Here is a 13,414-nt window from a genome sequence, read left to right on the forward strand (position 1 = left end):
CCTTGCGGCCTGCGGCCTCGAGTTCGGCGAGCGGCACCACCTCGTGGACGAGACCGATGCGGCGGGCGTCCTCGGCGCCAAAACGCTCGCCGGTCAGCGCGTAACGGCGGACTTGCCGGACACCAATGGCATCGCAGAGCTGCGGGATGATGATCGCGGCCGTCAGGCCCCAGCGCACCTCGGTGATGGAGAACAGCGCATTGTCCGCGGCAATCACGACATCGCAGGCCGCGATCACGCCGGTGCCGCCGCCAAAGCAGCCGCCCTGCACCAGCGCCACCGTCGGGATCGGCAAGGTGTTGAGCCGCTGCACGGCCTCGAAGGTCGCACGCGACGCCGCCTCGTTCGCCTCCGCCGATTGCGGGCGCACGCCGTTGATCCATTTCAGGTCGGCGCCGGCCTGGAAATGCTTGCCGTTGCCCCGGAGCACGACGACGCGCAAGGCCGGCTTCGTGGCGAGATCGTCCATGGCCGCGAGCACGCCCGCGATCAGCGCGCCGTCATAGGCGTTGTTGACCTCCGGCCGGTTCAACGTGACGGTCGCAACCCCACGCTCATCAAGGGTCCACAGGACGGGGCTGGCAGTCATCGGCGATCCTCCGGTCAGTTGCTTGGCACGCACTATGGCCGAGGCAACGCGTCCCGATCCATATCTTTCCAGCGTGGGGCGGCCGCGTCCATCGCATGGCGGCTTGTGTCATGCTGCCGCCCGATGGCACCCAGGGACAGGACGGAATCATTATGCGCATCTGCATTTTCGGCGCGGGCGCCGTCGGCAGCCACATCGCGGTCAGGCTGGCACGCGCCGGTCATGAGGTCTCGTGCGTCATGCGTGGGGCGCATCTCGAGGCGGTGCGCGCAGGCGGCCTCAAGCTGCGCGTCGGCGATTCCGAGGTCAGCGCCAAGGTGAACGCCTCCGGCGATACGGCGCAGCTCGGCCCGCAGGACGTCGTGATCTCGACGCTAAAGGCAACCGCGCTGCCGGGGCTGGTGTCCAGCATCAAGCCACTGCTCCAGGACGATACCGCCATCGTGTTTGCGCAAAACGGCATTCCCTGGTGGTACGGGATCGGCCTGCCGCCGCGGCATCCGACGCCACCGGACATTTCCTTCCTCGACCCCGGCGGGCGCCTGCGCGCCTGCATCCCGAAGGAGCGGATCATCGGCGGCGTCGTCTTCTCCTCCAACGAGGTGACCGCGCCCGGAATCGTGCACAACCTCACCCCGGACCGCAACCGTCTGCTGATCGGCGAATGCGACGACCGCAATTGCGAGCGGATCACCAAGCTGCGCGGCGTCTTCAACGATGCCCGGCTGGAATCGCCGCCGGTCGCCGAGATCCGCGAGGCGATCTGGTCAAAGCTGCTGACCAACATGTCGCTCTCGGTGCTGTGCCTGCTCACCGGCCAGACCGCGCGCGGCGTACGCGACGATCCGGCGTTTACCGACGTCATTCCACGCATGCTGAACGAGGCCAACGACATCGCCCAGCACTTCATTCCCGAGGTCAAGCGCGTGACGCGGAGCGGCCCCGCCCCCAACCACAAGCCCTCACTGCTGCAGGATTACGAGCTTGGCCGCGCCATGGAGATCGACGTGCTGGTCAGGGCCCCCGCCGCTTTCGCGCGCACGGCCGGCCTGTCGACCCCGACGCTCGACCTGATCGCGGCGCTGGCGATCCAGAAGGCGCGCGACAAGGGGCTCTATTCCGCGTGAGCTTCAGGCGAGCCCGTCGATCCAGGCCACGAGCGTGTCGAGGACTTCGGTCAGTGCCTCCTCAGAGGTGCGGCCGGATTTCTTCAGCACCGCGAAGGAATGATCGCCGCCTTCGACCTCATGCAAGGTCGCCTTCGGCCCGAGCGCTGCGATGACGGGCTTGAGATAGCTGAGGTCAGCGAGCTCATCGCGCGTGCCCTGCAGGAACAGCATGGGGATCGCAATGCCCGCGAGATGCTCGGCCCGCTCGGACGACGGCTTCTTGGCCGCATGCAGGGGAAAGCCGAGGAAGGCTAGCCCTTTCACGCCTGCCAGCGGCGCTTGCGACTGCGCCTGCGAAGTCATGCGCCCGCCGAACGATTTTCCGCCCGCGACGAGCAGCACGCCGGGGCAAAGCCGCGCCGCCTCCTCGACCGCCACGCGGATGGCGGCATGCGCGACCGCTGGCTGGTCGGGACGTCCCTTCTTTTCTTCCATGTAGGGAAAATTGAAGCGGAACGTCGCAATGCCGCGTTCCGCGAGGCCCACTGCGACCTTGTCCATGAAGGAATGGCGCATGTCGGCGCCCGCGCCGTGCGCCAGCACGTAGCAGGCGCGTGCGTTGTCAGGCTGCGTCAAGATCGCGGAGACGGTGCCGATACGCGCGATGTCGAGCTTGAGCTCTTTTGTTTTGCCAGCCACAATCAACCATCCCGACAGAAGCTGTTACGATCGCCTTGGTAGCGTCACCGGTGCAGCCTGAAAACACAATAATTGCCGCAGCTAGCTGGCCTACCAAGCCGGAACGCCGTATCAACCGAGGTGACCATGTCCTACCGCTCCTCCTGGATGACCGAAGAGCTCGATGTCTTCCGCGACCAGTTCCGGAAATATCTTGCCAAGGATTTGGCGCCGCACGCCGAGAAATGGCGCGAGCAGAAGATGGTCGACCGCTTCGCCTGGCGCGGGCTCGGCGAGATGGGCGCGCTGCTGTCGAGCGTGCCGGAGGAATATGGCGGCCTGGGTGCCACCTTCGCCTATGACGCCGCGGTGCTGGACGATCTCGAGAGCACGGTGCCGGAGCTGACGACCGGCGTCTCCGTGCACAGCGCCATCGTCGCGCATTACATCCTCAATTACGGCTCCGAGGAGCAGAAGAAGCGCTGGCTGCCGAAGATGGCCTCAGGCGAGATGGTCGGCGCCATCGCCATGACCGAACCCGGCACCGGCTCGGATCTTCAAGCCGTGAAGACCACGGCGAAGAAGCAGGGCAATTCCTACGTCATCAACGGCCAGAAGACGTTCATCACCAACGGCCAGGCCGCCGATCTCGTCATCGTGGTCGCGCGCACCGGCGATGCCGGGGCAAAAGGCATCTCGCTGATCGTGGTCGAGACCGCAGGCGCGGACGGCTACAAGCGCGGCCGCAACCTCGACAAGATCGGCCTGCACGCCTCCGACACCTCGGAACTGTTCTTCGACAATGTCACGGTGCCGCCGGAAAACCTGCTCGGCAAGGAGGAAGGCCAGGGTTTTGTCCAGCTCATGCAACAATTGCCGCAGGAGCGGCTCGCGCTCGCGGTCGGCGCCGTCGCCGCGATGGAGCGGGCGATCAAGCTCACCACAGAGTACACCAAGGAACGCAAGGCGTTCGGCAAGCCGCTGATGGATTTCCAGAACACCGCCTTCAAGCTCGCCGAGCGCAAGACCGAGGCGATGATCGCGCGCGTCTTCGTCGACTGGTGCATCGAGCAGCTGGTCGCCGGGGACCTCGACACCGTCACGGCGTCGATGGCGAAATATTGGTGCTCGGAGAAGCAGGTCGAGACCGCCGATGAATGCCTCCAGCTGTTCGGCGGCTATGGCTACATGCAGGAATACCCGATCTCGCGCATCTTCATCGATTCCCGCATCCAGAAGATCTATGGCGGCACCAACGAGATCATGAAGCTATTGATCGCGAGGTCGCTGTAATCAGGTCGCCGCTCAATTCGGATGCCACCAGCAGCCGCCGATGACGACGCCCTCGGAGACGATCTTGCGGTCGCCGATCAGATGCTCGCCGACGACGTCCTCATAGTCGAACTGGCCTTGCCTGACCGTAACAAGCGTGGCGTCGCCGACGCTGCCGGGCTTGAGGCTGCCGAGTTCGGGACGGCGCAGCGCCATCGCGGCATTCTCCGTCGAGGCGGCGATCACATCGGACAGCTCCATGCCCATGCACAGGAATTTCGACATGGTCGTGACCTGATCGAAGGCGGGGCCGTCGATGCAGAGCTGGTGGATATCAGAGGAAATCGTGTCCGGATAGAAGCCGTTCGCGAGCATGGCACGCGCGGTCTTGAACGCGAACGAGCCCTTGCCGTGGCCGATGTCGAACAGCACGCCGCGCTCGCGCGCATCCAGCACCGCCTTCTTCACCGTGCCTTGCGCGGTCGCCGGCGTATTAGGGAACGGACGGAACGCGTGGGTCAGCACGTCGCCAGGCCGCAGACGTGCCAGCACCTCCTCATAGCTCGGCGGCGGATGGTCGATATGCGCCATCAGGGGCATGCCGACCTCGTCGGCAACCTCTAGCGCAATATCGAGCGGCACCGTTCCCGACGTGCCCGAGGAGTGCAAGCCGACGCGCACCTTGATGCCGACGATGAGATCGCGGTTGGCATCGGCCACCTTGGCCGCCTCGATCGGATTCATCAGCCGCAGCTCCTCGCTCTCGCCGACCATGATCCGGTGCGAGAAGCCGAAAATGCCGGCATGCGAGACGTGCAGATAGGCGAGGATGCGGACCTGGCTCGGCTCGATCACATGCTTGCGGAAGCCCGCGAAATTGCCGGGCCCGGCGCTGCCGGTATCGACCGCCGTGGTGACGCCGGAGAGACGGCAGAATTCCTCGGCATCGATGCCGAGCGACGTGCCGCCCCAATAGACATGGGTGTGCAGATCGATCAGTCCCGGCGTCACGATGTATTTCGAGACATCGCGCACATCCGTGCCGGGATCGGCCTTGAGCCCGGTACCGATAGCGGCGACCTTGCCACCCGAAAATGCGACATCCGTCACGGCATCGAGCTTCTGGGAGGGGTCAACCACGCGGCCACCGCGCAGGATCAAGTCGAAAGGCATCATGGTCTCCGGATAGGGGCAGGCACGGGCCGGCTGGAAGATGCGCTACCGGTCCGGGCATCTGTTAGCAATTTTCGCGCCGACGAGGCAAATCAGCCGCGGTCGGCGCCTGTTGAACCTGCGATCCGGCCTCGGCGCCTCCCGCTTCAGCCGCTCCAGCGCATCGTAACGTGGCTTATTTCGTGAACGTAGTCGCGACCCTACGGGAGCGAAGCACGTACGTTATCCAGACCGTGGCACTCACCGCACCGACAATTGTTTGTCCGACCTGTCGAGCTTCGATGACGAAAAAATCGCCGAAAGGACGATCCAGGGCGGCGGAAAAGAACGATGCGACGCAGAGGAGATCGACGTAGGGCATCAGCACCGCGCAGATCATCTGCACGATGAAGAAGGCTGGAAACCTGCGAGAATGTCTGAACAGGAGCACCGCTGTCCAGATCGCGAAGCCGATCATGGCGGCGTTTATCAGCATTTCACTCCAGATGACCGTCGGAAACTGCGTCCAGACCTCGTCGGTGATCGACTGCACATATTGTCCGACGCTGAAGACGAGGCGCATGATGCCCAACACCTGGCCGATCGCCAGAAGCGCGAGCCAGCCGGTGATGCCGGACCATTCGGGCTGGGCATCCTTGAACACAGTAGCATCTTCTGCGGGAACGGCAGGCTCGCCAATGGCCTGAACTTGCGGGGATGCCGGAGGTAGCGGCGACGGCTGAAAAAGCTGCAGCGCGATCTCGCGCACCTCCTCGACCGGTTTCCAGTCCGCGGAGCCGTGCTGCCAGACCATCACACGCCCAGGGTCGGCGATACCAGCGAGGAGCGGAAGCAGTTCAGAAATCGAGAACGGGCCGTGCTGCTGTCCGCCGTCCGCGTAGTACCATAAATCCGTCATGCAAATGCCCCTGCACCCGGCGTAATTCTAACCGACTGTCAGCACACGTCACGATAGAATTCATTGGTCGGAATTCCAGCACTGCGCGCGCATGGGGACGCGTAGCTGTCGATTAATGGGGATCCCGGGAAGACCCGAACTTCCGACCTACAGTTTAAGAAGCCCTTGGCGGGGTATAATGAGTGTCCGCTCCGACCGAGTCCCTTCAAGGCCGGCTGCCATGCGTTCATGGCCCGCTCTGCGCGATTGCGCGTCGGCTGCAGTGGGATTCGATAATGAGATTCGCAGGCGGGGATCACCCCGCCGTCCAACTTCAGTCGTGGCCTTGTCGGAGGATCCCCCAAGGGATCCTCCGACACAGTTGAGACTGGTCTGTTTGGTTGGCCGTTCCTTACGCGAAGTGGAAGTCGTGGCTGTTCAGCTTGTCGAGTTGCGTGTTCTTCAGCGTGAGGCTGTCGCTCCCCGCCGCGATGACGACGTCGTGGCCTGACTGGGCCGCGTGGGAGAGAACGCTCGCAAAGCTGTCGAACACGCTCTTGCTGAACTCGATCGTGTCGTGAGCCGGTCCACGGGCAGCGAAGTCCTTGATGACGTCCTGGCCGAAGTTCGACGCAAACGTGAACGTATCCGCACCCGCTTTGCCCACCATGACATCGTTGCCGGTGGTGCCGGTCAGCGTGTTGCTGCGGCCCGAGCCGATGATCGCCTCGCCCGAGCTGGTTCCGACCACATGGCCTGTGGTGTCGACCTGCTCCGCGGTAAAGGCGTGGGACTTGCCCGACAGGTCGGAGGTCTGGAAGCTCCACTTGCCGTCGGCACCCGTCGTGGCCGAACCGACCGAGGTCGTGCCGTCATACAGCTTGATCTCGCTGTTGGGATCGGCCGTGCCCTTGATCGTCGCGGTGTGATCCCAGTGCGGGCGCACATTGGTAACTTCGACGGATGAGGTGTCCTTGGTGCCGCCATGCGAGCCAATCGGCGGATCGATCGGCTGCGACAAAGCGCTGGTGTTGCCGGCCGCGTCAGTGGCCGTCGCGGTGAAGGTGTGGGACCCGTGCTTGAGATTCGGGGTCGTCACACTCCAGTCGCCGTCACTTGCAACGGTCGTCGTGCCGAGCAGGGTCGTGCCCTCATAGAGCTTGATCGAGCTCCCAGCCTCCGCCGTACCGGATACCGTTGCGCGGTTATGCGTGGTTGGATCGCTCAACAGGACGGGAGCATCGGGGGCAGCGCTATCCACCGTGACATCCAACGCAGTCGATGCCTTGCTGGTGACACCAGAGACCGTGTCGGTTGCGGTGAAGCTGTGCTTGCCGTCCGGCAGTGCGACGGTCGTGTAGTGCCACGCTCCGTTTGCATCCGCCGTGGCGGTGCCGAGCTGGGTCGTGCCGTCGAGCACTTTGACCGTGCTGTTGGCAGCTGCAGTCCCCGCCAGGGTCACCGTTTTGTCGCTGGTGATGTGATCACCGGCGGTGCCGGTATCGCTGGAGAACGAGGCGATCTTCGGCGCAGCGGGCGGTGTCGGGGTCGGGGTCGGGGTCGATGTGCCCGTACCCGACGTCCCTGTACCGGATGTGCCCGTGCCGGAGGTACCCGTACCGGACGAACCCGACGATGGGATGACGGAATCGAAAGCCGCGGATGGGGCACTTACGTTGCCCGCGACGTCAGTCGCGGTCGCCGTGAGAGCGTGCGTACCTGCCGCCAGAGCGGCGGTTGTCACCGCCCACGCCCCGCTTGCGTTGGTCGTTGCGGTACCGACCTGCGTCGTGCCGTCATACACCTTTATCGTGCTGTTCGCCTCGGCATTCCCGGATGCGACCACATGATTGCTGCTATCGACAGTATCGCTGGCGACCGTCGGCGCCGCCGGCGCCTTGGTATCGACAGTGACCGCCAGTGCAGCCGACGCCACGCTGGTCTGGCCGGACGAGTTGGTCGCGGTCGCCGTCAGCGTGTGCTTCGCGTCACTCAGGACCTGGGTGATGTAATCCCAGCTGCCGGTCGAAGTCGCAGTCGTCGAACCAACCTGGGTCGAACCGTCATAGACCTTAACGATGCTGCCTGCGGCAGCGGTCCCGTGCAGGCTGACCTTGTTGACGTCGGTGATGCCGTCGCCAGTCTTGCCCGTATCGGGTGACCAGGATGAGATGGTCGGCGCTGCCGGGACAGCGGGGGTTGAGGGGGGCGTTGTCGGAGACGTCTGCCATCCCGTGCCCAGTTCGTCGTTGTTCGACAGGACGGGCGTGTTGCCCTTGAAGTAATAGTACCCCCACTTGCCCTCACCAAGCTCGTTGTTGGTGAACGAGACTCCGGAAATCTTGTAGGTGCTGCTGAAGCTGCCATCGGAGTAAAGGGTGTAGCCGCCCCCCGCAAGATAGTTGCCGTCCACCTGAATGTTGGAAACCGGACCGAAGTCATTATTGATCATCACGGCCGAGACGTAGCTGTTCTCGTTGATGACCGTGTTGTGCCGAATGACGACGTCTGAAACGCCGCCGTCGATCTCGATACCATCGTAATGCGGACCACCCAATGACGTGCCGAGACGCACATCCGGCGCATTCATGGCGTGGATGTAATTGTCCTGGACGAGGCTCGCCCCGGTGACAATGATACCATTCTCCACGTCATGGATATCGTTGCGCAGGAATGTGCCGGAACCGACGATGCCGTTCGCGCCATCAGGGCTACTTCCGACGTTTAGAATTTCGCAATCCTTGACGACAGTTCCTGTAATGCCATCCTTGATCCAGATGCCTGTCCAATCGCTGGACGTGATGCGGCTATTCTGAATCGTGACGTTATCGGCCAGGACCGAAATCGTGCCTTTGACATCGAGAGCGTCGATGACGGTACCAGCCTTAGTGACAGTCACGTCGCCCGATGCAGTCAGGATAACGCCATCAGGAAGCCCGGTGCTATTCGCGTCTGGAAATCCAGCAATTGCCATGTTTGTTCATCCCCTGAGCAATGCACGCGCAGACTGAGTTCATGCGCGTGGTGTTTCGATACGTCGCGGCTCAGTCCAACTTGACTTGGTTCTTTGCCGCCCCATCAGGAGCGTGTTCGAATTCGCACGCGCCTTTTTTGAGACGATTCATTGACCCGAGGATGGAGTTTTTAAATCGCGCAGCCGCAGTTCCTGCCGCCGCCCAAATTAAATATTATCGCCGAACTGAAAACTCATGATGATGATTTAATTTCGATCGGCTCGCCATTTAAATTGGCGACGCCCTGTGGTCTCCGCCACTCACGATATTTATTGCGTCCTACGTCGCAGGCCCTCACTTCGCCAAATCACCAACGACGGCTGCACGCACGAGTCGGCGCCGCCGCCTACAAGGACGTCGCGGACGCCTGCTCGAACCTCGTCTCTCGGAACGAGAATTATTTCCGCGGATTTTCGATAGATCTGCCGAGGGCCGTCTAGCCACGCGACCATGGCATCCGGCGTGCCGCCTCAAGCATACCCGCGGCCGCATGCCTGCAGTCGGCGGGGAGTGGCGGCAGGACACTCATTACTGGCAAGAGACTACAAAGACTGGCGATCCCGGGAAGACTCGAACTTCCGACCTACGGTTTAGGAAACCGTCGCTCTATCCGGCTGAGCTACGGGACCGCGGAACCCGCTCGTCGGCGGGTTGCCTTGAGGCGTTCATATCAAAGCGGCGACGGGACCGGAAGCCCTCCGCGCCGCGATTGCGGGAGTCTGCCGGCTATGCCCTGATATTATTGTCCTTCACGACCTTGCCCCAATAGGCGACCTGCTTGTCGAAGAAGGTCTTGAAGGCGGCACCGTCCTGGAGCAGCAGCGTCATGTGCTGCGTCTCCTTCAGCTGGGTGGCGGTCGCAGGTTCGCTCAGGATCTCCTTGGACGCTGCCGCGAAGGCTGCGACGATGTCCGGCGGCGTGCCTGCGGGGGCGAAGATGCCCCACCAGGCCAGCGTCTCGAAGTCCGGAAAGCCTGCCTCGATCGCGGTCTGAGTATCAGGCAGGGCCGGCAGCCGCTCGCGGCCGAGCTGCAGGATCGGACGCAGCATGTTGGTGCCGAGCTGGGCGGCGACCAGCGCCGCCGAGCCCGCGATGAGATCGACATGACCGCCGAGCACGTCGTTCATCGCCGGCCCACCGCCGCGATAGGGCACGTGCATGATCTCGACGCCGGCCTTGCTGCCGAGCACGGTCATGGCGAGATGGCCAAGCGTGCCGATGCCGACGGAGGCATATTTCACCGCACCGGGCGTCGCCTTGCAGGCCGCCACGACGTCGGCAAAGCTCTTATAGGGACGGTCGGCACCTGCCGCGATCACGTAAGGCGCGGTGCCGATCAGCAGGACCGGCATCAGCTCGCGCTCGACATCGACCGGCGGCTTGTCGAGGATGGACGGAATCACCGCGTGGGAATCGAAGGTGACCAGGAAGGTCGAGCCGTCCGCCGGGCTCTTGGCGACTTGCGCCGCACCGAGCGCGCCCGCGGCGCCGGACTTGTTCTCGACCACGACGATGCGGCCAAGCCTGGTTTGCAGATTGCTCTGGAGCAGTCGCGCCATCGCATCGGTCGATCCGCCCGGCGGAAACGGCACCACCAGCGTGATCTTGCCGGCCTGCGCTGCCGCCGGCGCCATCGCGAGGATGGCCGGTGCGGCCAACAGCGTGCGTCGTGTGATTGTCATGGTCCCCTCCCTTGTGTTGCGCCCGGCTTCTGCTCTTTGGCGCTTCAGGTCGCGCCGAAACCCGACCCGGCTTTTTTGTATTCTGGCCGAGGCGGGCTGAAGATGTCCAGCACCCGGGCGCCGTCGGGGCCGGCGCGCATCGTGTGCGGTACATTGCCCGGGGTGCGCCAGAAATCGCCCTTCTTCACGGCAATCTCCTCGTCACCCTGGACGCGGATGGCGGAGCCGTCGAGCAGCACGCCCCATTGCTCCTCGGGATGATGGTGCAGCGTGCCTTGCGCATGCGGCGCCAGCGTCACCACCGACAGCATCGCCTGCTCGCCGGAGAAGATGCGCGTGGTCACCCCCGCCGCGAGCTCGCGGAAGAGCCCGTCGCTGGGATCGTCGATGTTGTGAAATTCTTCCTTCTGGCTCACGCCCTTCTCCCTTCTGCGTTCATTTTGCGGCAGACTGGCTCACGACAGTCAGAAGCCGATCTTTGAACTCGCCCTTCAAGGTCACGTATACGCTGGACCAACGCCCAGCCTTGTAGTCGCAGCCGCCTTTCGGACAATAGTCTTTATCGTGATGGTCGCCACTAAGAACGCCAAAAAGGGTCATTCGATTGTCGCGCATGCGAAACAGGGCGCTACCGGACGCCCCAACTTCAAACTCGCAGTTCGTTTCAAATATCGACCAGTCCCTGACCTCGCGCACCTGACACTCCTGCATCGTCTTGTTGAACTGCCCGTACTTGTCCTTCTTTCCCGTGGCTTCGATATCATAACCGACGACCGCCAGAACACGCTCCAGCTCGGCCAGAATTTCCGTCCGTTCGTAGATCTCGCAAGGCGTCACTTCCGCGGGAAACGCGAGTTTTGCGACAGCCCAATCGCTGACGACCGCTCTTGGGGCAGCATCCGCGCAGGTGCCCATCCATAGGGCCGCCGATAAAGGAATGATCCGCCTCTAAGCCGCGCTTGGCTCAGGACTTGCCATACGACCCCTGGTAACGGCCCTCGCGGATCGCCTTCAATGTCTCCTCCTCGCGCGCGACCTGGGCGCGGACGGCGTCCAGCAGCGCGGCGGCACCCGCGGCAGGAAACGACACCACGCCGTCCTCATCGCCGACGACGATGTCGCCGGGCGCAATCACGCTGCCGCCGATCGTCACGGGCACGTTGATCTCGCCGGGACCGTTCTTGTAGGGGCCGCGGTGAATTACCGCGCGGGCATAGCAGGGAAAGTCGTCGGCTGCGAAGGCCGCCACATCCCGGATCGCGCCGTCGATGACGTAGCCTTCCGCTTTGCGCCATTGCGCGATGTTCTTCATGATCTCGCCGACCAGCGCGCGCGTCTCGTCGCCGCCGCCATCGACCACGATGACGTCGCCGGGACCGACCAGTTCGAGCGCGCGGTGGATCGCGAGATTGTCGCCCGGTCGGGTACGCACCGTGAAGGCCGTGCCAACCAGCTTGCCACCGCGGTGATAGGGTTTCAGGCCCACCGCGCCGGGCAGCCGGGCGAGATTGTCTGAAATGACAGAGGTCGGTGCTCCGCGAAAACCTTCGATGATCTCGGCCGGCGGCTTCGGCACGCTGTTCGCAGCGATCGTGATCGTCATATCCTTCGGTCCTTCCTTCTTACTCGGCGTGCGCCCGCGCCTTCGCCGGCCAAATCCGGAAGGCGCGCCCTTCCTTCAACCACGCTGCGCGCTCATCGCGCAACAGCGTGCGGCGGACCTTGCCGGAATCATCGCGCGGCGGGGCGCTGACGATCTCGAAGCTCTCGGGATGCTTGTAGCGGCTGAGCAGGAAGTCCGCCATGCTGTCGGCGATGGTCTGGCCATCGGCATCGTCCTCCGGCTCGATGATGACATGCACGCGCTGGCCCAATTCCGGATCGGGCAATCCCACCACCATGCAGGACCGCACGCCGGGGCACGCGGAGACCGCGGCCTCGACCTCGGCCGGATAGATGTTGGCGCCGCCGCGCAGCACCATGTCGGCGAGGCGGTCACCGAGATAGAGATAGCCGTCCGCATCCAGCCGGCCGATGTCGCCGAGCGACTCCCAGCCATCACTGCGGCGCTTCGGCTCGGCGCCGAGATAGTGATAGGTGGCGTCCTTGCCGTCATTGTTGAGGAAATAGATCTCGCCGGTCTCACCGGGCGCGACGTCGTTGCCGTCCTCGCCGATGATGCGAAGGCGCGCCGTCTCGCCGATCTTGCCGACCGAGCCCTTGTGCGTGAGCCATTCCGTGCCTGAGATGATGCAGGCGCCCTGCCGCTCGGTGCCGCCATAGAGCTCCCATATCCTGTCAGCCCCGAGCCAGGCGATCCAGTTCTCCTTCAGCCAGGGCGGCATCGGCGCTGCCATGTGGAAAACGGTCTGCAGGCTCGACAGATCGTAGGCATTGCGCACGCTCTCCGGCAGCGCCCAGATCCGGTGCATCATGGTCGGCACGAAATTGACCCATTGCACGCGCTCGCGCTCGATCTGCCGCAACGTCTCCTCGGCATCGAACTTGACGAGACCCGTGAGCTGGCCGCCTGTGAACAGCGCGTAATGCGACACGATGAACGGCGCATTGTGATAGAGCGGACCGGGATTGAGCAGCGAGGCGCCGACGGGCATGTTGAGAGGCGGGGCGGCGACAGTGTCGGTCACCGCCGGATGATGGTCGAGGATCACCTTCGGACGCCCGGTCGAGCCGCCTGAGGTCATGGCCTTCCAGTAGCGTGCCACCGGCGGATTGAGCGGCTCGTCCGAAAACCCTTGCGGCACGAAATCAGCCGGGAGACGGTTCGGCGCGTTCCAGTCGGCCTCGCCGCCGACAACCAGCGCCGGCTTCAGAATGTTGAGTACGGCGGCGGCTTCGCCGCGCGGCAGCCGCCATGACAGTGAGGTCGGCGTCGCCCCGCACTTCCACACCGCGAAGGAGGTCTCGAAGAACGCGTTGCCGTTGGGCAATCCGATCGCAACGAAATCGCCGGGCTTGACGCCCTTGGCCGAGAACGCCCGCGCGCGCCGGTTGGCAC

At 63.8% G+C, this 13,414-nt stretch carries 12 protein-coding genes and 1 tRNA gene; 2 read left to right on the top strand and 11 right to left on the bottom strand.

The window, feature by feature from the left end; genetic code table 11:
- On the bottom strand, nt 1–589 hold a 589-nt coding region (locus MOV75_RS10610; protein ID WP_247005630.1), incomplete at its 3' end, for an enoyl-CoA hydratase-related protein.
- A 152-nt stretch (nt 590–741) separates the two neighbouring features.
- On the opposite strand from MOV75_RS10610, the gene MOV75_RS10615 reads away from it, so the two are divergent.
- Complete coding sequence (locus tag MOV75_RS10615; RefSeq protein WP_309486791.1) at nt 742–1,716, top strand: ketopantoate reductase family protein; 975 nt, start codon at nt 742–744, stop codon at nt 1,714–1,716.
- 3 nt (nt 1,717–1,719) lie between these two features.
- Here MOV75_RS10615 and MOV75_RS10620 read toward each other — a convergent pair whose 3' ends face one another.
- Complete coding sequence (locus MOV75_RS10620) at nt 1,720–2,397, bottom strand: alpha/beta family hydrolase (protein ID WP_246920993.1); 678 nt, start codon at nt 2,395–2,397, stop codon at nt 1,720–1,722.
- 126 nt (nt 2,398–2,523) lie between these two features.
- On the opposite strand from MOV75_RS10620, the gene MOV75_RS10625 reads away from it, so the two are divergent.
- Nucleotides 2,524–3,669: an acyl-CoA dehydrogenase family protein gene (locus MOV75_RS10625; protein ID WP_246920992.1), complete on the top strand. Its 1,146-nt coding sequence runs from the start codon at nt 2,524–2,526 to the stop codon at nt 3,667–3,669.
- A gap of 12 nt (nt 3,670–3,681) precedes the next feature.
- On the opposite strand, the gene MOV75_RS10630 is transcribed toward MOV75_RS10625, so the two are convergent.
- From MOV75_RS10630 to MOV75_RS10670, 9 genes are all read right to left on the bottom strand, one after another.
- Entirely contained in the window at nt 3,682–4,821 is a 1,140-nt protein-coding gene (locus tag MOV75_RS10630) for an amidohydrolase/deacetylase family metallohydrolase (protein WP_246920990.1), read from the bottom strand.
- Nucleotides 4,822–4,996: 175 nt separating this feature from the next.
- Nucleotides 4,997–5,719, bottom strand: coding sequence for a DUF2569 family protein (locus tag MOV75_RS10635; RefSeq protein ID WP_246920987.1), 723 nt, complete (start codon nt 5,717–5,719; stop codon nt 4,997–4,999).
- A 391-nt stretch (nt 5,720–6,110) separates the two neighbouring features.
- Complete coding sequence (locus tag MOV75_RS10640) at nt 6,111–8,672, bottom strand: Ig-like domain-containing protein (protein ID WP_247005631.1); 2,562 nt, start codon at nt 8,670–8,672, stop codon at nt 6,111–6,113.
- 592 nt (nt 8,673–9,264) lie between these two features.
- Nucleotides 9,265–9,341 (bottom strand) — tRNA-Arg (locus MOV75_RS10645).
- Between the two features lie 97 nt (nt 9,342–9,438).
- Complete coding sequence (locus MOV75_RS10650) at nt 9,439–10,395, bottom strand: tripartite tricarboxylate transporter substrate-binding protein (RefSeq protein WP_246920981.1); 957 nt, start codon at nt 10,393–10,395, stop codon at nt 9,439–9,441.
- Nucleotides 10,396–10,439: 44 nt separating this feature from the next.
- Nucleotides 10,440–10,811 (bottom strand): cupin domain-containing protein, encoded by a 372-nt coding sequence (locus MOV75_RS10655; protein WP_247005633.1) that lies wholly within the window; start codon nt 10,809–10,811, stop codon nt 10,440–10,442.
- A gap of 19 nt (nt 10,812–10,830) precedes the next feature.
- On the bottom strand, nt 10,831–11,310 hold the full coding sequence (locus MOV75_RS10660) for a hypothetical protein (RefSeq protein WP_247005635.1): 480 nt from the start codon (nt 11,308–11,310) through the stop codon (nt 10,831–10,833).
- A 49-nt stretch (nt 11,311–11,359) separates the two neighbouring features.
- Complete coding sequence (locus MOV75_RS10665) at nt 11,360–11,998, bottom strand: RraA family protein (protein WP_247005637.1); 639 nt, start codon at nt 11,996–11,998, stop codon at nt 11,360–11,362.
- Between the two features lie 19 nt (nt 11,999–12,017).
- Nucleotides 12,018–13,414 (bottom strand): AMP-binding protein (locus MOV75_RS10670; RefSeq protein ID WP_247005640.1); only part of this gene is annotated, 1,397 nt, incomplete at its 5' end.

It is taken from the genome of Bradyrhizobium sp. PRIMUS42, from assembly GCF_023006515.1.
In the GTDB taxonomy this organism is placed as follows: domain Bacteria; phylum Pseudomonadota; class Alphaproteobacteria; order Rhizobiales; family Xanthobacteraceae; genus Bradyrhizobium.